This is a genomic window from Sulfitobacter sp. G21635-S1, from assembly GCF_027213915.1.
In the GTDB taxonomy this organism is placed as follows: Bacteria; Pseudomonadota; Alphaproteobacteria; order Rhodobacterales; family Rhodobacteraceae; genus Sulfitobacter.
The window spans coordinates 68,873-89,177 of record NZ_JAPWGV010000022.1 but is presented as its reverse complement, the minus strand read 5'-3'; the positions used below and the strand labels follow the sequence as shown (position 1 = coordinate 89,177).

Below are 20,305 nucleotides of genomic sequence, written 5' to 3'. Positions count from 1 at the left end.
GAGGGAATTGCCGCCCCGGACATGGGGATCAGCCGTTTGACCGCGGGCCGCCGCCATTGCCCCTGCTGGCGGCCATCGAATCACGCAGCTTTGTCAGCCGTGCGACCAGCGGTTCGATCCGGTCCAGCTTGTCCCGGTTCAGGGACTTCAGCCGGTAGGCGGTGGTCAGCACCGCCGGGATCGCATCGAAGTCCTGTTCCGCGGTCAGCACCAGATCCGGCAGCACGCGTGGTTTCGGTGAGGGCGGTGTGTCCTCCGCCGGTGCCTCGGGGGCGGTTTGCGGCCCGTCGGCCTCTGCGGCGGGCGCGTCGCTTTCCGCGGATGCCGGTGGCGGCGGGTTGTCGGAGGGATCGGCAGGGGCGCTTTCCAGCGGGCGGCGCAGAAAGGCGGGCAGGGCCTGTCTTTCTTCGGCGGCGGGTGCCTCTGGCTCCCGCGCTTCGGTTTCCGGTGCTGCCCCGGGGGCATCGGCCTGCCGGATCGCTACCGGCTCCTCCGCTGCAGATTCGTCTTCCGGATCCTCGACATCCTCGGCCATCGGGGCCTCGGGGATCGGCGCGGGGTCTTCGGCGGGTCGGGCCTCAATCTCGTCGGGCTCAGGCGCGCCTTGCGGCGCAGCGGCGGGGGTATCAGGCGCTGCTTCGGGCGCTGGTGCAGCGGGGGCTTCCGGGGCGGCGCTGGCCTGTTCATCCTCTGCCGGGGCATCCGGAGCACTGGCGGCCGCCGATGGTGCCGCTTCACCCGCATCATCAGCGGGTTCAGAGGTGAAATCCTCTTCTTCTTCAATCGCTTCCGGGTCGTTCTTCACGTTCTTCTCAGCCGCCGGTTCAAAGCTGAGCACAACCCCTGTTTCCGGTTCGACCGCTGCAGCCGGGGGCGGCGGCGCGGCAGTTTCCGGCGTGTCGTCGATCTGGGAGGCGGTCAGCTCATCCAGCGGTGCGGACATGGCCGCGACATGATTCATGCCTTCCTCGCGGAGGATCTTCTGGACGCCCTTGATGGTCAGCCCGTCGTCATGCAGCAGCTTCTTGATGCCGCCCAGCAATTGCATGTCGCCGGGGCGATAATACCGCCGTCCGCCCGCCCGCTTGATCGGTTTGACCTGCGTGAACTTGCTTTCCCAGAACCGCAGGACATGGGCCTGTATGCCCAGCCAGTCGGCCACTTCGGAAATGGTGCGGAAGGCGTCGGGCGATTTGGCCATGATATCAGGACTTGTTGCCGTCTGCGACGCGGTCTTTCATCAGATGGGAGGGGCGGAAGGTCAGGACACGGCGCGGGTTGATCGGCACTTCTTCTCCGGTCTTGGGATTGCGGCCGACGCGGGCGGTCTTGTCACGGACCGAGAAGGTGCCAAAAGACGAGATCTTGACCTGTTCGCCAGCGACCAGCGCGTCGGACATATGCTCCAATACGGATTCGACAAGTTGCGCGCTTTCGTTGCGCGACAGACCCACTTCGCGAAAGACAGCTTCGCTCAGATCCATGCGCGTCAAAGTCTTGTTTGACATTCAATCCCCCATTTATTTTCAGCAACTTTGGCGGCACTGGAATAGGGAGTCAATATCAATGACTTGCAGGGCGCTGTTTCGGCGGAAATTTCCGCCCCGATTACAGGTGCTTACCACCTGAGAACCACGGCGCCCCAGGCCAGGCCGCCGCCGATCGCCTCGGTCACCAGCAGGTCGCCCTGCTTGATCTGGCCCCGGTCGCGGCCCACGGAGAGCGCCAGCGGGATGGAGGCCGCCGAGGTGTTGCCGTGATCCTGGACCGTTACCACCACTTGCGACATCGGCAGGTTCAGCTTGTTCGCGGTGCCCTGGATGATGCGGATATTGGCCTGATGCGGCACAATCCAATCCACGTCTTCGGGGGTCACGCCGGCCCGTTCCATCGCGGTGGTGGCGGTGGCGGCCAGCTTGCCGACCGCGTGGCGGAACACCTGATTGCCCTGCATCCGCAGATAGCCGACGGTGCCCGTGCTGGTACCGCCATCAACATAGAGCAGGTCGCGGTGCCGCCCGTCGGAGTTCAGATCGGTCGAGAGGATGCCACGGTCCTGCGCGGTGCCCTCGCCACTTTGCGCTTCAAGCAGCACGGCACCGGCGCCATCACCAAAAAGCACGCAGGTCGACCGGTCGGTCCAGTCCATGATCCGGCTGAAGGTTTCCGCCCCGATCACCAGAACCCGCGTTGCCTGACCCGAGAGGATCAGCGCATTGGCATTGGCCAGGGCAAAGACGAAACCGGCACAGACCGCCTGTACGTCAAAGGCAAAGCCCTTTGTCATGCCCAGCTGCGCCTGCACCATGGTCGCGGCGGAGGGGAAGGTCAGATCGGGGGTGGAGGTTGCCAGGATGATGGCATCGACGTCATCCGCACCGAGGCCTGCGTCGTCCAGCGCCGCCCGTGCGGCGGCTGTGGCCATCTGCGAGGTGGTCTCCCCCTCGGCCGCGAAATGGCGGCGTTCGATGCCCGACCGCGATCTGATCCATTCGTCATTGGTGTCCAGCGTGGCTTCGAACTCGGAATTCTCGACAATCCGCGAAGGCAGGTAGTGGCCGCAGCCAATGACAACAGATCGGGTATTCATATGGGCGTCTCTTCGGTCGGCAGCGTGGCGGCGACGCGCGCGGCAAGTTTGTCGTTGAAACGGCTTTCGGAAAGCTGCGCCGCCAGTTTGATGGCTGCCGACACGCCGGTCGCATCCGCAGAGCCGTGCGATTTGACCACCGTGCCATTGAGACCGAGGAACACGCCGCCATTGACGCGGCGCGGGTCGATCCTGCGGCGCAGGCGCATCAGCGAGGTATAGGCCAGCAGCGAGGCCAGCCGCGACAGGGGCGAATATTTGAAGGCCTCGCGCAGGCGGTTGCCGATCATGTTGGCAGTGCCTTCGCCGGTCTTGATCGCAACATTGCCGGTGAAACCGTCGGTCACGATCACATCCGCCGCATCGCCGGAGATATCGCCGCCCTCGACGAAGCCGACAAATTCGAACCCGGCCTGATCGCGCTGGTCGCGAATCAGATCATAGGCTTCCTTCAGCTCGGCGCGGCCCTTGTGTTCCTCGGTGCCGACATTCAGCAGCCCGACACGGGGGCGGGCGATGTCCATGCCGTTGCGGGCGTAAGAGGTGCCCATCAGGGCAAAGCGCAGCAGGTCGTCGGCATCGGCACGCACATCCGCGCCCACATCCAGCATCACGTTGAACCCCTGCGGATTGGACGAGGGGTAGAGCACGGCAATGGCCGGACGGTTCACACCGGGCAGTTTCTTGAGGCGGATCATCGACAGCGCCATCAGCGCGCCGGTATTGCCGCAGGAGACCGCCACGGCGGCCTCGCCCGTGCGCACGGCCTCGATCGCGGACCACATGGAGGTATCCTTGCCGGTGCGTACCACCTGGCTCGGCTTGTCCTTCATGGTCACGACGTCGGTCGCATGCCTGATTTCGCAGCGGCCCTCCAGCTCGCGCCGCCTGGCGACAAGCGCAGTGAGCTGCGCCTCGTCCCCGTGCAGGATAAAGGCGATATCGGGATTGAGCTTTGCAGACAGAGAACACCCGGCAACAACGGCTGCCGGGCCTTCATCACCCCCCATGGCGTCCACGGATATCAGGGTGCGTCCGGCCTTCGCTGCGGTATGATCGGTCGGGGCCGTCATGGGTGCGAATGCCTTTTTATGATCTGAAAATGGGCAGCGCCGGCTCAGGCCGCGTCGTCTTCCAGTTCGATCTCGTCTGTCAGGGCGACCACCTCTGCATCATCGTAGTGACCGCAGGCGGCACAGATGTGGTGGGGACGCTTCAGTTCACCGCAGTTGGAACATTCGTTCGGGTTCGCAGCGGAGAGCGAATCGTGCGCACGGCGGTTGTTGCGGCGCGACTTGGAAACTTTATTCTGCTGGACAGCCATGTCTGGTGCCTTTGTCGGTTCGGGGCTGTGCATCATGGGCGCAAACAGCCGTGTTTCAATCGACCCCTCATCGGGCGTGACGCCGCTTTAGGCGAGAGGCCCTGCATTGTCCAACCTTAATTGGGGTGAGGGCGGCAAAATACCCGGAAAATGTCGCGATGCAAGCAGGTATTTCCGGTTGCGCCACACCAATCTCAGGGCCACTCCGGCTGCGGCCCTCAGGGGTCTTCCTTGTTCAGCTTTGCCTTCAGACCGGCCAGCCCGGCAAAGGGTTTGGCGTCATCATCCGTCATCGGGGCCTGACCGGGTTCGGTATAGACGATCTGCACCGGTTCCGCCCCCTCCGCCCGGGGATAATCCGGCACTGCCAGCGCCAGCGCTTCGCGCATCACAATGGCGGGATCAATCCACTGGCCAAGCGGTTCGACGGTGTCATCCTCGGGCATTTCCGCCTCCGGCTCCTCGGGATCTTCGAAGGCAGTCACGAACTGGCGGGTCACATCGGTGTCAATGCGGGTGGTGACGGGGGCCAGGGTGACGACGCAGGGCTGCACCACGGTGGCACCCAGCCTGCCGGTCAGCTGCCAGTCGCTGCGGCCCAGCGGGCTGATCCGCCCGTCGAAGCTGAGTTTGCGCAGCGCGCTGAGGTCGAGGTCGGCCGCGATCTGCTCCAGCGTGGCCTTGTCGGGGCGCAGGGCAAAGCCGTTCTCGGCACTCTGCGACAGCTCCGAGACGCGGATGGCGGTGTCACTTGGGGGCTTGGGGGACATGGGGGGCCTGTTTTCGTTTCTTGAACCTGAGGGGGTCCATGGTGTATGCGAAATAAAGCCAGACCAAACAAGGGCAAGAGGGCAGGACAGATGCACAGGACCAACAAAGCCGGCATGATGGCATTGGCGTTTGCCGGGATCGTCGCCCTGGGCGCATGTTCACCGCAGTACCGCAACCATGGCTATGTCCCCCCCGAGGAAGACCTGCAGCAGATCCAGGTCGGCGCGGATACCAAGGAAACCGTGGCCGAAAAGATCGGCGTGCCTGCCTCCTCCGGTGTGCTGACCAATTCCGGCTATTATTACGTGCGGATGCGCACCCGCACCCTTGGCCCGCTGGCCTCAAAGGAGATCGACCGCCAGGTGGTCGCGATCAGCTTCTCCGAACAGGGTGTGGTGCAGAACGTCGAACGCTTCGGTCTGGAAAAGGGGCAGGTGGTGCCGCTGACCCAGCGTGTCACCTCCTCGCCGGTAAGCGACAAATCCTTCATCCGGCAGCTTCTGGGCAACATCGGGCGCTTTAACCCGGCTGGTCTGGCGGGCTGACATCATGGTGTCATATCCCTTTGGCAGGTGGTGACACAGACCGCGTTGCATAGGGGACATGAACCAGTGATGCATCTGAAAAAGGGAAGATACACCGCCCGCAGCGCCAGCGGCCCCGCCGATCTGGCGGCAGCCCAGCGTCTGCGCGCCTTCTGTTTCGGGCTGCAGGCACCGCTTGATGTGGATGCCTATGACGACCAATGCACCCATGTGCTGATCGAGGACACCTCCAGCGGCACCCTGGTCTGCTGTTACCGGCTGCTGACCCTGCGGGGGGCGGACCTGCCGCAATCCTATGCCGCGCAGTTCTACGAGCTCAGCGCGCTGCAATCCTATGAAGGCCTGATGATGGAGCTGGGACGCTTCTGCGTGCACCCAGACTGGCGCGACCCCGACATCCAGCGTCTGGCCTGGGCGGCAATGACCGAGCTTGTGGACGCGCGCGGGGTGCAGATGCTGTTTGGCTGTTCCTCCTTTGCCGGGACGGAAACCGCAGAGTATCTCGACGCCTTTGCCATGCTGCGCGCCCGCCACCTGGCGCCCAAGCGCTGGCTGCCCCGGGTGAAGGCGCCGGATGTCTTCCGCTTTGCCGCCCGGCTGCGGCGCAAGCCTGACCTGAAGAAAGCGATGCTGCGCATGCCGCCGCTGTTGCGGACCTATCTGATGATGGGCGGCTGGGTCAGCGACCATGCGGTGGTGGACCGCCAGATGAACACGCTGCATGTTTTCACCGGGCTTGAGATCGGCGCGATTCCCGCCGCCCGCAAGCGCCTGTTGCGGGCACTGGTCTAGGATATTTTTGGCCAAAAAGAGGAGGGGCGTTGATTTCCCCTCAAGGTGACGCTAGCTGCGGCGCATGGCACGTGCACCCCTTCTTCAACTGAATGAAATATCGCTCACCTTCGGGGGGGATCCGGTATTCGAGGACCTGTCTCTGGTCGTGCAGCCCGGCGACCGGGTGGCGCTGGTCGGGCGCAACGGGTCGGGCAAATCGACCCTGATGAAGGTCATGGCCGGCCTGGTCGAGGCCGACAGCGGCGATGTGATCGCGGGGCCGGGCGTTTCCGTGGGTTACATGGAACAGGATCCGGATCTGAGCGGTTTCGACACGCTGGGCGATTTTGCCGCCCATGGGCTGGACCCGGGCGAGATGTACAAGGTGGAACGCGCAGGCGAGGGGCTGAAGTTCGACCCGGCGCGCCCGGTGGCCACCGCTTCGGGCGGCGAACGCCGCCGCGCGGCACTGGCGCGGCTGATGGCGCAGGCCCCGGAACTGATGCTGCTGGACGAACCCACCAACCATCTGGACATCGAGGCAATCGGCTGGCTGGAAGAGGAGCTGAAGACCACCCGCACCGCCTTTGTCATCATCAGCCACGACCGCGCCTTCCTGCGCGCGCTGACACGGGCAACCCTGTGGATCGACCGGGGCCAGGTGCGGCGGCAGGAAAAGGGCTTTGGCGATTTCGAAGCCTGGCGCGACCAGATCTGGGAAGAGGAAGACACCCAGCGCCACAAGCTGAACCGCAAGATCAAGGCCGAGGCCCGCTGGGCGGTCGAGGGGATCTCGGCCCGGCGCAAGCGCAACCAGGGCCGGGTGCGTGCCCTGCAGGACCTGCGGGCCGAACGCGCCAGCCAGATCAGGCGGCAGGGCACGGCGGCAATGGCGCTGGATGCCGGCCCCAAATCGGGCCGCAAGGTGATCGAGGCGGAAGGCATCGCCAAGCACTTTGGCGACAAGGTGATTCTGCGCGACTTTTCCCTCAAGGTGCAGCGCGGTGACCGGATTGCGCTGGTGGGCCCCAACGGGGTGGGCAAGACCACGCTGCTGAACATGCTGATCGGGGCGGAACAGCCCGACGCGGGCAGGGTCACGCTGGGCACCAATCTGGAACTGGCGCTGTTCGATCAGGCCCGGGCACAGCTGGACGGCGACATGCCGCTGTGGGACTCGCTGACCGGCGATCCCGAGATGCGGGTCAGCGGCAAGGCCGATCAGGTGCTGGTGCGCGGCCAGCCGAAACATGTGGTGGGCTACCTCAAGGAATTCCTCTTTGACGAGGCACAGGCCCGTGCGCCGGTGCGTTCGCTTTCGGGCGGTGAAAAGGCGCGGCTGTTGCTGGCGAAACTGATGGCGCGGCCCTCCAACCTGCTGGTGCTGGACGAACCCACCAACGATCTGGATGTGGAAACCCTCGACCTGTTGCAGGAACTGCTGGAAACCTACGACGGCACGGTGATTCTGGTCAGCCACGACCGCGATTTCCTGGACCGTGTCGCCGCCACCACCATCGCGATGGAGGGGGACGGGCGCGCCACGGTCTATGCCGGCGGCTGGACCGATTATCTGTCCCAGCGCGGGCAGGATGATTTTTCGCAAAGCGTGGTCAAACCCCGGGAAGCCCCGGTGCGGGAAAAGACCTCCAAAGCGCAGAAATCCGGCCTGAGCTTTACCGAAAAGCACCGGCTTGAGGCCTTGCCCGCAGAGATCGCGCGGCTGGAGGCCGAGATCGGCAAACTGGAAGCGTTGCTGGCCGATGCAGAGCTCTTCACCCGCGAGCCGGTCAAGTTCAACAAGGCGACGCAAGCCCTTGTGGAACGTCAGGAAAAGCTGTCAGCAGCGGAAGAGGAATGGCTGCTGCTGGAAGACAAGGCAGAGGCCTGATCGCGCCCAGAGCGCGGCGGCACCGAGGGCGTGAAAGGATCACATCATGGCTTGGCTACTTCTTGTTCTGGCGGCGGTTTTCGAGGTCATGTTCGCAATGGGCATGAAGATGTCACATGGGTTCACCCGGCTCACGCCGACGCTGGTGACCATCGTGGGGATCATATTCGGCCTGTGGTTTCTGGCCCTTGCGATGAAACAGCTGCCGGTTTCCATCGCCTATCCGGTCTGGACCGCACTTGGCACGCTGGGCACCGTGGCTCTGGGCACGCTGCTGCTGGGCGAGGCGATGACCCCGCTCAAGGCGGTTTCGGTGCTGGCCATCGTCGGCGGGGTGATCGGGCTGAAAATCTCCGGCGGCTGATCAGAGCAGTCGGGCAGGCACGCCCGCTACGGTCAGCCCTGCAGCAACATCCCGGGTGACCACGGCACCGGCCGCCACAATCGCCGCATCGCCAATCGTCACCCCCGGCATGACAATTGCCCCGGCCCCGATCCAGACATTCCGGCCAATCGTGACCGGCAGGGCTATTTCCTGACCGGCCGCGCGTTTGACCGGATCCTTGTGGTGCTGGGCACAAAGCAGCTGCGCGCCGGACCCGATCATCGTGTCATCCCCGATCTCCACCCTGGCGCTGTCCAGAATTGTGCAATTGGCATTGATGTAGACGCGCGCGCCCAGATGGATGTGACAGCCATAGCTGGCATGAAACGGCGCTTCGATCAGGCAGTCGGGGCCATGTTCGGCAAAGAGCCCCCGCAGCGGTGCGCTCAGCGTCTCGCGCCCGGCGGGGGGCATGTGATTGTGCTGATGCACCGCCTCCCGCGCTGTGCGGCGCAGGGCATCCAGCGCCGGGTCAAGGCAGGAGTACCATTCCCCCGCCGCCATCTTCTCCTGCGCGCTCCGCATCGGCGTCAGCGCATCCGCAGCGCGCCGTCCAGGCGGATCACCTCGCCGTTGAGATAGCCCATCTCGACGATGAAACCGGCCAGTCGCCCGTATTCCGCAGGATCGCCCAGCCGCGCGGGGTTGGGCACATCGGCGGCAAGGCCGGCCTGCACCTCTTCCGGCAGACCCGCCAGCATCGGCGTGCGGAAAATGCCCGGCGCGATGGTCATCACGCGGATGCCCTCCTTGGCGAGATCCCGCGCCATCGGCAGGGTCATGCCCACGATACCGCCCTTCGAGGCGGCATAGGCCGCCTGGCCCTTCTGCCCGTCAAAGGCAGCGATGGAGGCGGTGTTGATGATCACACCGCGCGCGCCGTCAGGTTCGGGATCGTTCCCTGCCATTGCCTGCGCCGCCAGCCGCGCGATGTTGAAACTGCCCACCAGGTTGATGTCCACGGTGCGCTGGAAATCGCCCAGGGGATGCGGCCCGTCACGGCCCAGCGTCTTGATGCCAAGCGCGATACCGGCGCAGTTCACGGCAACGGTGATCCGGCCCATCTTCTCGGTGGCCAGCGCGATGGCGGCCCTGACCGAATCCTCATCCGTCACATCGGTTTCGGCGAAATGCCCGCCGATGTCGGCAGCGACCTGCGGCCCGCGCGTGGTGTCGCGGTCCAGCAGGGTGACCTGTGCGCCCTGTGCGGCAAAATGGCGGGCGGTGGCCTCGCCCAGGCCGGAGGCCCCTCCGGTGATGATGGCGGCGGTGGTGTCGAGCTGCATGTGGCCCCTCCCGGATATGCAATTGAACAGGAGTTCAGATGATCATGGGCAGCGGCGGCGCGCAAGGGGATGCCAGCGCAGCCATGTGCCGCCGGTCGCACAGGCCCGCGCGCCGCTGCGCAGCTTGAACCGGTTCAGCCCGGGGGTGGCGCTGTGCAGCAGCCCGAGGTCGAGGGTCTCATGACCCTCTGCCGCCAGCCAGTCGCAGGCTGTCATCAGCAGCAGGTTATGGGCGTGGCATCTGCGCCCTTCCGGAAAGCTGTGGCCGATGTGATAGCTGGCCCCGGTGCCATGGCGCAGGAACAGCATCTGCGCCACCACCCGCTGCCCGCGCCGTGCGGTGAAGAGCCGGGTCTGCGCGGGGGCCACGGCGGCAAAGGCACGGGTCAGCGCCAGCGGCCATCCGGCATAGCCGCGCTGCCGCTGTTGCAGCGCCTCTGTCAGCAGCAGCGGATGGTGCGGATCGGCGGGCATCGGCCCATGTGACAGGCGCAGCTCTGCCCGGCGCGCCTTTCGCCATTGGTTGCGCCATTTCGGATGCAGCCGGGCGATGCGCCGCTCCGGATCGGTGCCGAGGTCCAGCAGGGCGATCTGCTGCGCTGCGCGCAGCCGCAGGGCGCGGGGCAGCGGGCAGGGATGCGCAGGCGACAGGATCAGCGGCAGCCGGGCCAGCCCGGCCGCGGCAAGCTGTTCGTTCAGGTCCCGCGGTGGCGCCATACGCGGCAACATCAGGACCGGCAGACCCAGAATGCGCCGCCGCAGGATTATCGCCCCGCCGGGCAGGATCAGCGGCGCAGCCCCACAAAGTCGCAGCGCCGCGGCAAAGGCCGGGTCCTGCATCAGGGCAGGCGCGGGCGGGGGCGGTGCATCAACCATGCCCCGATGTGAGCGCGAGAAAGGTTAATAGTGCGTTACACCTGGCGGGGGAAAGGCGGCTCTGTTCGCTGCACCACCACCATCCTCACGATGGCGGTGTCGCTGCGCGGCTACAAGCTATCAGCCGATCTGCACCAGCGCATGGCGCTTCTTGCCGGCAGACAGCTTGACCGGGCTGGCCAGCGCCGCGGCATCCAGCATCAGCCCCGCGTTGGTAATCGGCTGATCGTCCAGCCGCGCGCCATTCTCTGCGATCAGGCGCTTGGCTTCCTTGCCGGACCCCGCCAGCCCGGATTTCACGATCAGCTGCACGATGGAGATGCCGTCGCCCAGTTCCGCCGCCGTCAGGGTCAGGGTGGGCAGGTCATCGCCCACGCCGCCGCGTTCAAAGACCTCGCGCGCGGTGGCCTCGGCTGCGGCTGCCGCATCGGCACCGTGCAGCAGTGCCGTCACCTCATTGGCAAGCCGCACCTTGGCCTCGTTGATCTCGGAGCCCGCCAGCGCGCCCAGACGCTCGCATTCATCGACGGGCAGCTCGGTATAGAGCTTGAGGAACCGGCCCACATCCGCATCGGTGGTATTGCGCCAGAACTGCCAGAATTCATAAGGCGACAGCATGTCGCCATTCAGCCAGATCGCGCCCGACTGCGACTTGCCCATCTTCTTGCCGTCACTGGTGGTCAGCAGCGGCGAGGTGAGGCCATAGACCTCCCCCTCGATCACCCGGCGGGTGAGGTCGATCCCGTTGACGATATTGCCCCATTGGTCGCTGCCGCCCATCTGCAGGATGCAGCCATAGCGGCGGTGCAGCTCCATGAAATCATAGGCCTGCAGGATCATGTAGTTGAATTCGAGGAAGGAGAGCGATTGCTCCCGGTCCAGCCGCGATTTCACGGATTCGAAACTCAGCATCCGGTTGATGCTGAAATGCCGCCCGATGTCGCGCAGGAAATCGAGGTAGTTCAACCCGTCCAGCCATTCGGCGTTGTCGATCATCAGCGCATCCGATGGCCCGTCGCCATAGGTCAGATAGGCGCTGAACACCTTGCGGATGCCCGCGATGTTCTCGTCAATCTGTTCCGGCCCCAGCAGCGGGCGTTCATCGGCGCGGAACGAGGGATCGCCCACCTTGGTGGTGCCGCCGCCCATCAGGGTGATCGGCTTGCCGCCGGTCTTCTGCAACCAGCGCAGCATCATGATCTGGATCAACGAGCCGACGTGCAGGGATTTCGCGGTGGCGTCGAAGCCGATATATCCCGGTTGCCCGCCCTTCCGCAGGGCCTCGTCCAGCCCCTGATAATCGGTGCAATCGGCCAGAAAGCCGCGTTGCATCATCGTGTGGATGAACTCCGATTTGGGGTGATAGGTCATGATGTCTTGCCTCGGGCTGGGATTGCGGGGCATCTATAGGCCCAGCAGGATCAAAGGGAAAGGCCTTGGACGGCAACATGAGCAGGGCCATCGGGAAAACGGGCGTGGTGACGGCGCTGGGGGCGATGTCGGGGACATCGCTGGACGGCGTGGATGCGGCGGTGCTGCGCACCGACGGGCGGCAGATCACCGCCTTCGGCAAGAGCGGCTACCGCGCCTATTCCCCGCAGGAGCGGGCGGTGATCGCGGCCGGTCTGGGCAAATGGGCAGGGCCCGAGGTGCAGGCGGCGGCAGAGGTCGTGGAGGCCGCGCATCTGGAACTGCTGCGCGGTTTCGACAGGGTGGATCTGATCGGCTTTCACGGCCAGACCCTTGCCCATGCGCCACGCGCGCAGGGCACGCTGCAGGTGGGTGACGGCGCGGCACTGGCGCAGGAACTGGGCCTGCCGGTGGTCTGGGATTTCCGCAGTGCCGATGTGCAGCTGGGGGGCGAGGGCGCTCCGCTGGCCCCTTTCTTTCACCACGCCTGCGCGCGCTTTGCGGGCATCGGGGGCCCGGTGGGGTTCCTCAACCTTGGCGGGGTGGGCAATCTGACATGGGTGGATCCGGCGATCGAGGCGCCGGAGGCGGAAGGGGCCTTGCTGGCCTTCGACACCGGGCCCGCCAATGCGCCGCTCAACGACCTGTTGCAGTCGCGGCTGGGGCTGCCCTTTGACGAAGGCGGCAGGATCGCGCGGCGCGGCACGGTGGAAACCGGCGCGCTGGAGCTTTTCCTGGCGGAACCCTATTTCGCGCGCATCCCGCCCAAATCCCTGGACCGCAACGATTTTGCCGAGATGGTGGCGCTGGTCAGCGAGCTTTCCGACGCCGATGCCGCCGCCACGCTGACCGCCATGTGTGCCGCCGGGGTGGCCGAGGCGATGCAGCATTGCCCGCGCCCGCCCGACCGGGTGCTGGTCACCGGCGGCGGGCGGCACAACCCGGTGCTGATGCAGATGCTCAGCGTTTCGCTGGAATGTCCGGTCATGCCGGTGGAGGAGGTGGGGCTGGATGGCGACATGCTGGAGGCCCAGGCCTTTGCCTATCTCGCGGTGCGGGTGGCGCGCGGGCTGCCCACATCCTGCCCCGGCACCACCGGGGTCCGCGCCGCGGTGGGGGGCGGCACGGTCAGCCTGCCGGGGTGATCTGCGCTGGCGTGATCTGCGTCGGCGTGATCTGCGTCGGCGTGATCTGCGTCGGCGTGATCCAAAGGTGCGGCTGCGCCGCAAGACATTATGGATTTCGCGATGGGGTGGATCTTCGCTGCGGGCCCACCATCCCAGGAAGGTCTGGCACCCCCCTTGATTGATCTCTTTCATGGCACCATCCGCCCGTCTTCCCAAGCACAATAGCCGTCTCCCCCTGCGGGGGCCCCTCGGCGATTGTGCTTGGCAATCCGGCCGTCTGGCGCCCTGACGTGCTCAAGCAAGGGCGGCGCCAGACCAGGGATGTCAGCGGGGAATGTCGAAGCCGGGGGGCGCGAGGGTGAAGCCCTCGAACTGGAAGCCGGGAGAGACGGTGCAGCTGACCAGGGTGTAATCGCCGGTGCTGCGCGCGGCCTGCCAGTGGTTTTCCGGCACGATCACCTGGGGCGCGCCCTGCGACAGATCCGGGGTCAGCAGGTGATCGCGCGCGGGCCCTGCATCGGTTGCGGACAGCGACAGGATCAGCGGTGCGCCCGCGTGGTAGAGCCAGATCTCGGTTGCATCGACCCGGTGCCAATGGCTGCGCTCGCCCGCCTTCAGCAGGAAATAGATGCAGGTGCCGCTGGGGCGGCCCGCATTCCCGGCCACCCAGGTCTGGCGGTAATGGCCCCCCTCCGGATGCGGGGCAAGCCCGAGCTGCGCGATGATCTGGTCGGCGGTCATGGGCAGGCCTCTCAGCTCAGCGGATATTCGAAAAACAGCAGATGGGGCAGGGCATCTTCCGGGAGCGGCTGGTAGGGTCCGCGTGCCTTGAACCCCAGCGCAAGATAGAGCGGACCCGCCGCGGGCAGGCTGCGCGAGGTGTCGAGCACGACGCGGGTGAAACCATCGGCGCGGGCCTGATCCAGCAGGGCGCGGCAGATCGCCTTGGCCAGTCCCGCGCCGCGCGCGGCCGGGCTGACGAAAACGCGTTTGATCTCGGATGTCTCTGCGTCCAGCGGGTGCGACATGCCGCAGGCGACGGGGCTGCCCTCTGCGGATCTTGCCAGCAGGATCACACCCTTTGGCCGGGCGTGGATCACCGGCAGTTCCGCCATCAGCGCCTCGTATTTGGGCACCGGATAGAAGGTTTCGGTGATGTCCCGGTCTTTCGGCGAATTGGCGACCAGGGTGGCGCGGTAATCCCAGCACAGGGCGACCACCGCCGCGAGGTCAGCGGGGGTGGTCGCCTGAACGATGCTGTAACTCTCAGCCACGCAGGATCGAGCGGCCTGCGTATTCGGCCGTTTCACCCAGCGATTCCTCGATCCGGATCAACTGGTTGTACTTTGCCAGCCGGTCGGAGCGCGCGAGGCTGCCGGTCTTGATCTGGCCGCAGTTGGTGGCAACCGCAAGATCGGCGATGGTGGCATCCTCGGTCTCGCCCGAGCGGTGCGACATCACATTGGTGAACCCCGCGCGATGCGCCATCTCGACGGCTTTCAGCGTTTCGGTCAGCGTGCCGATCTGGTTGACCTTGACCAGCATGGAATTGGCCGAGCCGCGTTTGATCCCTTCGGCAAGGCGGGCAGGGTTGGTCACGAAAAGATCGTCGCCCACCAGCTGCACCTTGTCGCCCAGACGCGCGGTCAGCGCCGCCCAGCCGTCCCAGTCATCCTCCGACATGCCATCCTCGATCGAGATGATCGGATAGTCGGCCACCAGGGCGGCAAGGTAATCGACGTTTTCCGCCGAGCTCAGCTTCTTGCCTTCGCCCGCCAGGGTATAGACGCCGGACTGATAATATTCGGTGGCGGCACAATCGAGCGCGAGATACATGTCCTCGCCCGGTCTGTAGCCTGCTTTTTCGATGGATTTCAGAATGAAATCAAGCGCGTCGCGGGTGGAGCTGATGTTGGGGGCAAAGCCGCCCTCATCGCCCACACCGGTGGCCAGACCCGCCGCCGAGAGTTCCTTTTTCAGGGTGTGAAAGACTTCGGCCCCCATGCGCACGGCGTCGCGGATGTTCTCCGCGGCAACCGGCATGATCATGAATTCCTGGATGTCGATGGGGTTGTCGGCATGTTCGCCGCCGTTGATGATGTTCATCATCGGCACCGGCAGAACCCGGGCCGAGGTGCCGCCGACATAGCGGTAAAGTGGTTGCGTGCAGAAATCCGCCGCCGCCTTGGCCGCGGCCAGGGACACGCCCAGGATCGCATTGGCGCCCAGGCGGCTCTTGTTCTCGGTGCCGTCCAGCTCGATCATCATCGAGTCGATTTCTACCTGTTCGGTGGCGTCGATGCCCACCAGCGCCTCGGCGATTTCGCCGTTCACGGCGGCGCAGGCCTCCAGCACGCCCTTGCCCATGTAGCGGGCCTTGTCGCCGTCGCGGCGTTCTACCGCCTCATAGGCCCCGGTGGAGGCGCCCGAGGGCACGGCGGCCCGGCCCATGGTGCCATCTTCGAGGATCACGTCGACCTCGACCGTGGGGTTGCCCCGGCTGTCCAGGATTTCGCGGGCATGGATGTCGATGATGGTGCTCATGAGATGTCCTAAGGTAAATGGCTTTGAGCGGGTTTTAGCGGCATGGGGCCGGGATGAAAAGAAGGCTTTGCGGGGGAGCGTCAGCGGGCTGCCCCGCGCGCGCGGACAGGGGGGCGGGATGAGGCAACGGCTTGCCGGGGATTCGCGGTGCCTGCGGTGCCGTCAAAGGCATGCAAAAAGCCAGCAAATGCCTGCAATGTTTGCCATCCCGAAATGATGACATGTCATTTTTGACATGTCTTCGGTGACATGTCTTGCATGACAAGTCGTCCTTTATTTCATCCCTAGCGGGCATCTCTTCCCTGGCGGCTCAGGCCGTGGCATCGTCGCGCGCTCAGGGCAGCACGCCGATCCTGCGTTCGCGCCAGACCGTGTAGATGCCCGACAGCACGATCACTGCTGCACCGATCAATGTCAGCGCATCGGGGCTTTCGCCAAAGACCGTCACGCCGATGACCAGCGCGAACAGCAGCCGCGCATAGCGGAACGGGGTCACGAAACTGACCTGCCCCACGCGCATCGCCGCCACGATGGCATAATAGGCCAGGATGCCGACGCTCATGCCGCTCAGGAAATAGACCCATTCGATCCCGCGCGGCAGCACGAAGGCGTCACCCTGCGCCGCCATCAGGATCAGCCCCGCCGGGACCACCACGGCGAATCCCAGAAAGCTGAGCTGCATGGTGGAAAAGACCGCCGGGGTGCGCCGGGTCGCCAGATCGCGCATCGCCAGGGCAAAGACCGCACCCACCGCCAGCAGCGACAGCATCTGGAAACTTTCCATGCCGGGCCGGATGATCAGCAGCACGCCCAGCAGCCCCGCGATGATCGCGCTCCAGCGCCGCCAGCCGACCGCTTCGCCCAGAAACAGCGCCGCCCCCAGGGTGACCACCAGCGGCGTGGCCTGAAGGATCGCCGAGGCGCTGGAGATCGGCGTCAGCACGATGGCAGAGACAAAGCACATCGTGCCGATGATTTCTCCCAGCGCGCGCAGGGCGATGGGCAGGTTCAGCATGTCGCGGCTCAGCGGTTTGCGCCCCTGTGCCACGACAACACCGCCAAAGACCAGCGCGCCGCCAAGGCCCAGCATGACCAGAATCTGCCCGACGCTCAGCGCATCGGCCAGCAGCTTGATGAACATGTCCTCAAAGGCAAAGCCCAGCATCGACAGCACCATCAGTGCCGCGCCGCGAAAATTGTCCATGATGCCTGTCCTTTGCCAGTTGTCGCACCGTTGCCCGGTTTTTGTGCAAAGGACAAGGGACGGCTGGCAGGCGCGCATCAGCGATGATAGCTGTCGGCCATGCGCTGGCCAAACATGACCCTCCCGCCACTGGTGACCTTGCTGACCCTTGCTGTCGGCGCCTTTGGCGCCGCTGTGGCCTGGGCAATGTCCGCGCCGATCTTCATCCTGCTGGGGCCTGCGGTGGCGGTCTCGCTGGCCGGGCTGGCAGGGCTGCGCACCGGGGTCGACCTGCGGCTGCGCGATGCCTGTTTTGTGGTGCTGGGTATTGCCGTGGGCGCGGGCTTTGACAGCGACGCATTGGGCGCGATGCTGCGCTGGCCGCTGGCTTTCGTGCTGATGGCGCTGGTGCTCTGGCTGATCCTCGTGGCCAGCCGCGCGGTGCTGACCCGGCACTTCGGTTTCGACGGCCGCTCGGCGCTGCTGGCCGCTGCTCCGGGGCACCTCAGCTTTGTCATCGCGATCGCGGCGGACAGCGGGCTGGATGTGCCGCGCGTCTCCATCGTCCAGTCGGTGCGCCTGCTGGCGCTGACGCTGGTGGTGCCCTTTGTCGCCATCGCCCTGGGGGTCGAGGTTTCGGGCAATATCGCGCCGCAGGGGCAGGCGATGGGCCTTGGCACCTTGGCCATGCTTGCACTGGTCTCGCTCGGGCTGGGGCAGGTCTTTGCCCGGCTGTCGGTGCCCGCGCCGCTGCTGCTGGGGGCGATGGTCGCCTCTGCCCTGGGGCATTTGACGGGGCTTGCCACGGGGGTGCTGCCGGGCTGGCTGATCCAGCCTGCCTATCTGGTGCTTGGCGCGCTGATCGGCACCCGGTTCTCCGGCGTGACACCCGCCCTGCTGATGCAGGGGCTGGGCGCGGGGCTGATGGTGACGGCGGTTGCCGTCGGGGTTGCGGGGCTGGGCGCGCTGCCGGTGGCGCTGGCACTGGGCATGCCGCTGGCCCATGTGCTGGTGGCCTTTGCCCCCGGCGGGCTTGAGACGATGATCGCTCTCGGCGTGGTGCTGGGGGTGGTTCCCGGCTTTGTCGCGGCCTGCCATATCGCGCGGCTGCTGGTGCTGACCGTGTTGCTGCCCCTGATGCTGGGCCGCCGGACCCCGGCGGCAGAGGGCTGCCCGTAGCGCCAGTCACCCGAAGCTGAAATGCGCCTCATTGATCCGAAGCGCGGTGCGAAGTTCGGATCCACCATACCAGGGCGGCAGCGCCAAGGAGGCCCGGCAGAACCGCGCACGACGCGCGGTCAAATGATCAAATTCAAGTGAATCAAGAGGGTCCCCGCAGAGAACCCGCGACGCAGGCTCTGCTTGCGCGGTCCCGTCAGTTTTCCATCCATCCGGCCCAGGGCGCCCCCGGTGGCGTGGTGAGCTAATTCTTCGGCCGGATCACCAGCCGGTTGCCGTTCTTCTCGGTCTCCAGCGCGGTCAATGCCGCGACCAGCGCGCTCAGCTTGCTATGGCCATAGGTCCGCGTGTCAAAGTCCGGGTGGCTGGCCTGTATGGCCTGTCCGACCTGGCCAAGGTTGTACCAGCCGTCCTCGGCATCGATCTTGTCCATCGCCTCTTCGAACAGTGGCAGGGCCTTGTCGGCCTTGGCATTGCTCTCCCTGACGGTTTTGGGCGCATCCGGGTCGGGGATGTTCTCGATCAGGATGAAGCGGTTGTAGACATTGCGCAGCGCCGGGTTGGTCTTGGCCTCGCCGATGCCGATCACCGTCAGCCCGTCCTCGCGCAGGCGGTTCACCAATGCGGTGAAATCACTGTCCGAGGAGACAATGACAAAGGCGTCGAACTTGCCGCCATGCAGGATATCCATGGCATGGATCACCAGACCGATGTCGGTGGCGTTCTTGCCGGTGGAATTCGAGGTTTCCTGGTGCGCCACCAGTCCCAGCTCGTGAATCGGCTGTTTCCAGCCCTTCAGATGCGGGTTCGACCAATCCCCATAGACCCGCCGCAGTGCAGGCTCCCCGATGGAGGCAACCTCGCGCATGATCTTGGTGGCATGTTTGGCGGGCACATTGTCCGCGTCGATCAGCACCGCCAGCAGGGGGCGGTCGCGTGGCGCGGTGTTGCGAATTTGATCTGTCATGCAAGCGGTGTGGCAGAGCCCCGGGGTGAAGTCTAGTAACTTGAGTCATCTGCAGCGGATCAGGCAGGTAGCGGCACCGGAGCGCGGTTATTCCGGGGCAGGGGAACGGGCAGTGGGTTGGGCCAGATCGTCCAGCCCCTGCCGCAGCGCTTCGGCCATGCCGGTTGCCTCCATATGCTGGCGCAGGCGCTGGTTGTAGCCGCCCTGCGTGTTCAGGGCCTCCAGCAGGGCTTCGCTTGTCAGACCCGAGAGGTTCGAGGTCACCAGCGCCCGCAGAAAGGCCTCTCCCTGTGTCTTGTCCGATACATGATCCCCCAGCCAGTCTGCCGCGTCCTGGAGCATCCGGGTGACGGACGAAAGCACGGCCTGGGCGCAAAGATATGCCGACAGCTCATCCGCGGTCTGCAGCGGGAAGATGCTGTTCCGGGCACCGAACAATTCCCTGACAAGGGCCTCGTCACCCTGCATCATGACGGGTGTTCCGCCCTCGGCTATGCCGGGAAAGGGCATCATGATCGCCACCGCCCGCGCGGGACGCACCATGGCATCGGCCTCCGTCAGGCTCGCCCCGGCCATGAAGGTGATGATCCGCTGGTCTTCGCGAAAGGTGAGCGCGCCCAGAATCTCAGGCGCGGTTTCGGCCATCAGTCCCAGAAAGATGACATCGCTTGCGTCCACAACGCCCTGATTGCCCGCGATGCTGACATTGGCAAGGCTTTCAGCCAGGGCATTTGCATGGGCCGCACTGCGTTCTGACACGGTGATCTGATGACCATCCGCGGCAATGCCCCGGACCGCTGCGCTGGCAATCTTGCCGCATCCTATGACACCAATTCTCATGGTGTCGGAGGTTAGATGAATTTGTCCTCGGCGTCATCAAGTGATCCCAGGCATCGCCTTGGTGGAGTCGGCGCGATCTGTTTGCGATGTTGGACATGGCAGCAAAACCCGCCCAACACCCACCCGGCGGCGGGCCTTCAGGACTTCTTGATCGGCACGCCATAAAGCTCAAGCCGGTGGCCGCGCAGTTCATAGCCCAGTTTCTCGGCGATCTTTTCCTGCAGTGCCTCGATCTCGGCGTCGACAAATTCGATCACCTCGCCCGAATGCATGTCGATCAGGTGATCGTGGTGGTCGCGTTCCGCGTCTTCATAACGCGCGCGGCCGTCGCCGAATTCCAGCTTGTCGAGAATCCCCGCCTCTTCGAAGAGTTTCACGGTCCGGTACACGGTCGCGATGGAGATGCCGGCGTCCAGCGCCACGGCGCGGCTGAACAGCGCTTCCACATCGGGGTGGTCCTCGCTCTCTTCGATCACGGTGGCGATGGTGCGGCGCTGGCCGGTCATGCGCAGGCCCATGGCCTCGCAGCGTTTGATGATGGGTTTGCTCATGACGCATCTTTCCGCTTCGTTCGGACCCCTGCTTTAGCGGGAAACGTGAACCGGTGCCACCG

Annotated in this window: 23 protein-coding genes; 6 read left to right on the top strand and 17 right to left on the bottom strand. The window is 65.2% G+C overall.

The window, feature by feature from the left end:
- Positions 1-28 precede the first annotated feature (28 nt).
- The 6 genes from O4H53_RS19525 to O4H53_RS19500 form a co-directional block, all read right to left on the bottom strand.
- The gene (locus O4H53_RS19525; RefSeq protein ID WP_269366466.1) at positions 29-1,201 is read right to left on the bottom strand and encodes a MerR family transcriptional regulator; all 1,173 of its coding nucleotides are present in this window, start codon (positions 1,199-1,201) and stop codon (positions 29-31) included.
- A 4-nt stretch (positions 1,202-1,205) separates the two neighbouring features.
- Positions 1,206-1,508 (bottom strand): integration host factor subunit alpha, encoded by a 303-nt coding sequence (ihfA, locus tag O4H53_RS19520; RefSeq protein ID WP_114273520.1) that lies wholly within the window; start codon positions 1,506-1,508, stop codon positions 1,206-1,208.
- A 110-nt stretch (positions 1,509-1,618) separates the two neighbouring features.
- Positions 1,619-2,590: a beta-ketoacyl-ACP synthase III gene (locus O4H53_RS19515; protein ID WP_269366463.1), complete on the bottom strand. Its 972-nt coding sequence runs from the start codon at positions 2,588-2,590 to the stop codon at positions 1,619-1,621.
- Positions 2,587-3,663: a phosphate acyltransferase PlsX gene (plsX, locus tag O4H53_RS19510; RefSeq protein ID WP_114273518.1), complete on the bottom strand. Its 1,077-nt coding sequence runs from the start codon at positions 3,661-3,663 to the stop codon at positions 2,587-2,589. Before plsX ends, O4H53_RS19515 begins: the two co-directional genes overlap by 4 nt.
- A gap of 44 nt (positions 3,664-3,707) precedes the next feature.
- Positions 3,708-3,914, bottom strand: a complete 207-nt coding sequence (gene rpmF, locus O4H53_RS19505; protein ID WP_114273517.1) for a 50S ribosomal protein L32 — start codon at positions 3,912-3,914, stop codon at positions 3,708-3,710.
- Positions 3,915-4,132: 218 nt separating this feature from the next.
- Entirely contained in the window at positions 4,133-4,684 is a 552-nt protein-coding gene (locus O4H53_RS19500) for a YceD family protein (RefSeq protein ID WP_205388133.1), read from the bottom strand.
- A gap of 90 nt (positions 4,685-4,774) precedes the next feature.
- Here O4H53_RS19500 and O4H53_RS19495 point away from each other — a divergent pair, with 90 nt between their 5' ends.
- The 4 genes from O4H53_RS19495 to O4H53_RS19480 all read left to right on the top strand — a co-directional run bounded on the left by O4H53_RS19495 (position 4,775) and on the right by O4H53_RS19480 (position 8,259).
- The gene (locus tag O4H53_RS19495) at positions 4,775-5,230 is read left to right on the top strand and encodes an outer membrane protein assembly factor BamE (protein WP_269366458.1); all 456 of its coding nucleotides are present in this window, start codon (positions 4,775-4,777) and stop codon (positions 5,228-5,230) included.
- Between the two features lie 69 nt (positions 5,231-5,299).
- Positions 5,300-6,022, top strand: coding sequence for a GNAT family N-acetyltransferase (locus O4H53_RS19490; protein WP_269366456.1), 723 nt, complete (start codon positions 5,300-5,302; stop codon positions 6,020-6,022).
- A 64-nt stretch (positions 6,023-6,086) separates the two neighbouring features.
- On the top strand, positions 6,087-7,895 hold the full coding sequence (locus tag O4H53_RS19485; RefSeq protein WP_269366454.1) for an ABC-F family ATP-binding cassette domain-containing protein: 1,809 nt from the start codon (positions 6,087-6,089) through the stop codon (positions 7,893-7,895).
- 46 nt (positions 7,896-7,941) lie between these two features.
- Positions 7,942-8,259, top strand: coding sequence for a DMT family transporter (locus tag O4H53_RS19480; RefSeq protein ID WP_269366452.1), 318 nt, complete (start codon positions 7,942-7,944; stop codon positions 8,257-8,259).
- On the opposite strand, the gene O4H53_RS19475 is transcribed toward O4H53_RS19480, so the two are convergent.
- The 4 genes from O4H53_RS19475 to tyrS form a co-directional block, all read right to left on the bottom strand.
- Entirely contained in the window at positions 8,260-8,805 is a 546-nt protein-coding gene (locus tag O4H53_RS19475; protein WP_269366450.1) for a sugar O-acetyltransferase, read from the bottom strand. It abuts the gene before it with no gap.
- A 5-nt stretch (positions 8,806-8,810) separates the two neighbouring features.
- Entirely contained in the window at positions 8,811-9,566 is a 756-nt protein-coding gene (locus O4H53_RS19470) for a 3-hydroxyacyl-CoA dehydrogenase (RefSeq protein ID WP_269366448.1), read from the bottom strand.
- A gap of 42 nt (positions 9,567-9,608) precedes the next feature.
- Complete coding sequence (locus O4H53_RS19465) at positions 9,609-10,442, bottom strand: GNAT family N-acetyltransferase (protein WP_269366446.1); 834 nt, start codon at positions 10,440-10,442, stop codon at positions 9,609-9,611.
- 120 nt (positions 10,443-10,562) lie between these two features.
- Positions 10,563-11,813, bottom strand: a complete 1,251-nt coding sequence (gene tyrS, locus O4H53_RS19460; RefSeq protein ID WP_269366444.1) for a tyrosine--tRNA ligase — start codon at positions 11,811-11,813, stop codon at positions 10,563-10,565.
- 77 nt (positions 11,814-11,890) lie between these two features.
- On the opposite strand from tyrS, the gene O4H53_RS19455 reads away from it, so the two are divergent.
- Positions 11,891-12,997: an anhydro-N-acetylmuramic acid kinase gene (locus tag O4H53_RS19455; RefSeq protein ID WP_269366443.1), complete on the top strand. Its 1,107-nt coding sequence runs from the start codon at positions 11,891-11,893 to the stop codon at positions 12,995-12,997.
- 306 nt (positions 12,998-13,303) lie between these two features.
- Here O4H53_RS19455 and O4H53_RS19450 read toward each other — a convergent pair whose 3' ends face one another.
- The 4 genes from O4H53_RS19450 to O4H53_RS19435 all read right to left on the bottom strand — a co-directional run bounded on the left by O4H53_RS19450 (position 13,304) and on the right by O4H53_RS19435 (position 16,727).
- Entirely contained in the window at positions 13,304-13,720 is a 417-nt protein-coding gene (locus O4H53_RS19450; RefSeq protein WP_269366441.1) for a cupin domain-containing protein, read from the bottom strand.
- 11 nt (positions 13,721-13,731) lie between these two features.
- Positions 13,732-14,253 carry a GNAT family N-acetyltransferase gene (locus O4H53_RS19445; protein WP_269366439.1) on the bottom strand — a complete coding sequence of 174 codons (522 nt, stop codon included), beginning with the start codon at positions 14,251-14,253 and terminating at the stop codon, positions 13,732-13,734.
- Positions 14,246-15,523, bottom strand: coding sequence for a phosphopyruvate hydratase (gene eno, locus O4H53_RS19440; RefSeq protein WP_269366437.1), 1,278 nt, complete (start codon positions 15,521-15,523; stop codon positions 14,246-14,248). The genes O4H53_RS19445 and eno overlap by 8 nt, the downstream gene beginning before the upstream one ends.
- 334 nt (positions 15,524-15,857) lie before the next feature.
- On the bottom strand, positions 15,858-16,727 hold the full coding sequence (locus O4H53_RS19435) for a DMT family transporter (protein ID WP_269366435.1): 870 nt from the start codon (positions 16,725-16,727) through the stop codon (positions 15,858-15,860).
- A 99-nt stretch (positions 16,728-16,826) separates the two neighbouring features.
- On the opposite strand from O4H53_RS19435, the gene O4H53_RS19430 reads away from it, so the two are divergent.
- Complete coding sequence (locus O4H53_RS19430) at positions 16,827-17,885, top strand: AbrB family transcriptional regulator (protein ID WP_269366433.1); 1,059 nt, start codon at positions 16,827-16,829, stop codon at positions 17,883-17,885.
- Positions 17,886-18,129: 244 nt separating this feature from the next.
- Here O4H53_RS19430 and O4H53_RS19425 read toward each other — a convergent pair whose 3' ends face one another.
- The 3 genes from O4H53_RS19425 to O4H53_RS19415 all read right to left on the bottom strand — a co-directional run bounded on the left by O4H53_RS19425 (position 18,130) and on the right by O4H53_RS19415 (position 20,243).
- A complete protein-coding gene (locus tag O4H53_RS19425; RefSeq protein WP_114276511.1) occupies positions 18,130-18,852 on the bottom strand; it encodes an NYN domain-containing protein in 723 nt (240 codons plus the stop codon).
- 87 nt (positions 18,853-18,939) lie between these two features.
- Positions 18,940-19,692, bottom strand: coding sequence for an NAD(P)-binding domain-containing protein (locus tag O4H53_RS19420; protein ID WP_269366431.1), 753 nt, complete (start codon positions 19,690-19,692; stop codon positions 18,940-18,942).
- Positions 19,693-19,829: 137 nt separating this feature from the next.
- Positions 19,830-20,243 (bottom strand): Fur family transcriptional regulator, encoded by a 414-nt coding sequence (locus O4H53_RS19415; protein ID WP_114276514.1) that lies wholly within the window; start codon positions 20,241-20,243, stop codon positions 19,830-19,832.
- Positions 20,244-20,305: the final 62 nt, after the last annotated feature.

Bases quoted from the DNA above. Each gene is read 5' to 3' on its own strand.
- O4H53_RS19525 (WP_269366466.1), bottom strand. From the start codon at position 1,201: ATGGCCAAATCGCCCGACGCCTTCCGCACCATTTCCGAAGTGGCCGAC.
- rpmF (WP_114273517.1), bottom strand. From the start codon at position 3,914: ATGGCTGTCCAGCAGAATAAAGTTTCCAAGTCGCGCCGCAACAACCGC.
- ihfA (WP_114273520.1), bottom strand. From the start codon at position 1,508: ATGTCAAACAAGACTTTGACGCGCATGGATCTGAGCGAAGCTGTCTTT.
- O4H53_RS19500 (WP_205388133.1), bottom strand. From the start codon at position 4,684: ATGTCCCCCAAGCCCCCAAGTGACACCGCCATCCGCGTCTCGGAGCTG.
- O4H53_RS19455 (WP_269366443.1), top strand. From the start codon at position 11,891: ATGAGCAGGGCCATCGGGAAAACGGGCGTGGTGACGGCGCTGGGGGCG.
- O4H53_RS19515 (WP_269366463.1), bottom strand. From the start codon at position 2,590: ATGAATACCCGATCTGTTGTCATTGGCTGCGGCCACTACCTGCCTTCG.
- O4H53_RS19475 (WP_269366450.1), bottom strand. From the start codon at position 8,805: ATGCGGAGCGCGCAGGAGAAGATGGCGGCGGGGGAATGGTACTCCTGC.
- O4H53_RS19450 (WP_269366441.1), bottom strand. From the start codon at position 13,720: ATGACCGCCGACCAGATCATCGCGCAGCTCGGGCTTGCCCCGCATCCG.
- tyrS (WP_269366444.1), bottom strand. From the start codon at position 11,813: ATGACCTATCACCCCAAATCGGAGTTCATCCACACGATGATGCAACGC.
- O4H53_RS19490 (WP_269366456.1), top strand. From the start codon at position 5,300: ATGCATCTGAAAAAGGGAAGATACACCGCCCGCAGCGCCAGCGGCCCC.
- O4H53_RS19420 (WP_269366431.1), bottom strand. From the start codon at position 19,692: ATGAGAATTGGTGTCATAGGATGCGGCAAGATTGCCAGCGCAGCGGTC.
- O4H53_RS19470 (WP_269366448.1), bottom strand. From the start codon at position 9,566: ATGCAGCTCGACACCACCGCCGCCATCATCACCGGAGGGGCCTCCGGC.
- O4H53_RS19435 (WP_269366435.1), bottom strand. From the start codon at position 16,727: ATGGACAATTTTCGCGGCGCGGCACTGATGGTGCTGTCGATGCTGGGC.
- plsX (WP_114273518.1), bottom strand. From the start codon at position 3,663: ATGACGGCCCCGACCGATCATACCGCAGCGAAGGCCGGACGCACCCTG.
- O4H53_RS19480 (WP_269366452.1), top strand. From the start codon at position 7,942: ATGGCTTGGCTACTTCTTGTTCTGGCGGCGGTTTTCGAGGTCATGTTC.
- eno (WP_269366437.1), bottom strand. From the start codon at position 15,523: ATGAGCACCATCATCGACATCCATGCCCGCGAAATCCTGGACAGCCGG.
- O4H53_RS19485 (WP_269366454.1), top strand. From the start codon at position 6,087: ATGGCACGTGCACCCCTTCTTCAACTGAATGAAATATCGCTCACCTTC.
- O4H53_RS19415 (WP_114276514.1), bottom strand. From the start codon at position 20,243: ATGAGCAAACCCATCATCAAACGCTGCGAGGCCATGGGCCTGCGCATG.
- O4H53_RS19495 (WP_269366458.1), top strand. From the start codon at position 4,775: ATGCACAGGACCAACAAAGCCGGCATGATGGCATTGGCGTTTGCCGGG.
- O4H53_RS19430 (WP_269366433.1), top strand. From the start codon at position 16,827: ATGCGCTGGCCAAACATGACCCTCCCGCCACTGGTGACCTTGCTGACC.
- O4H53_RS19425 (WP_114276511.1), bottom strand. From the start codon at position 18,852: ATGACAGATCAAATTCGCAACACCGCGCCACGCGACCGCCCCCTGCTG.
- O4H53_RS19465 (WP_269366446.1), bottom strand. From the start codon at position 10,442: ATGGTTGATGCACCGCCCCCGCCCGCGCCTGCCCTGATGCAGGACCCG.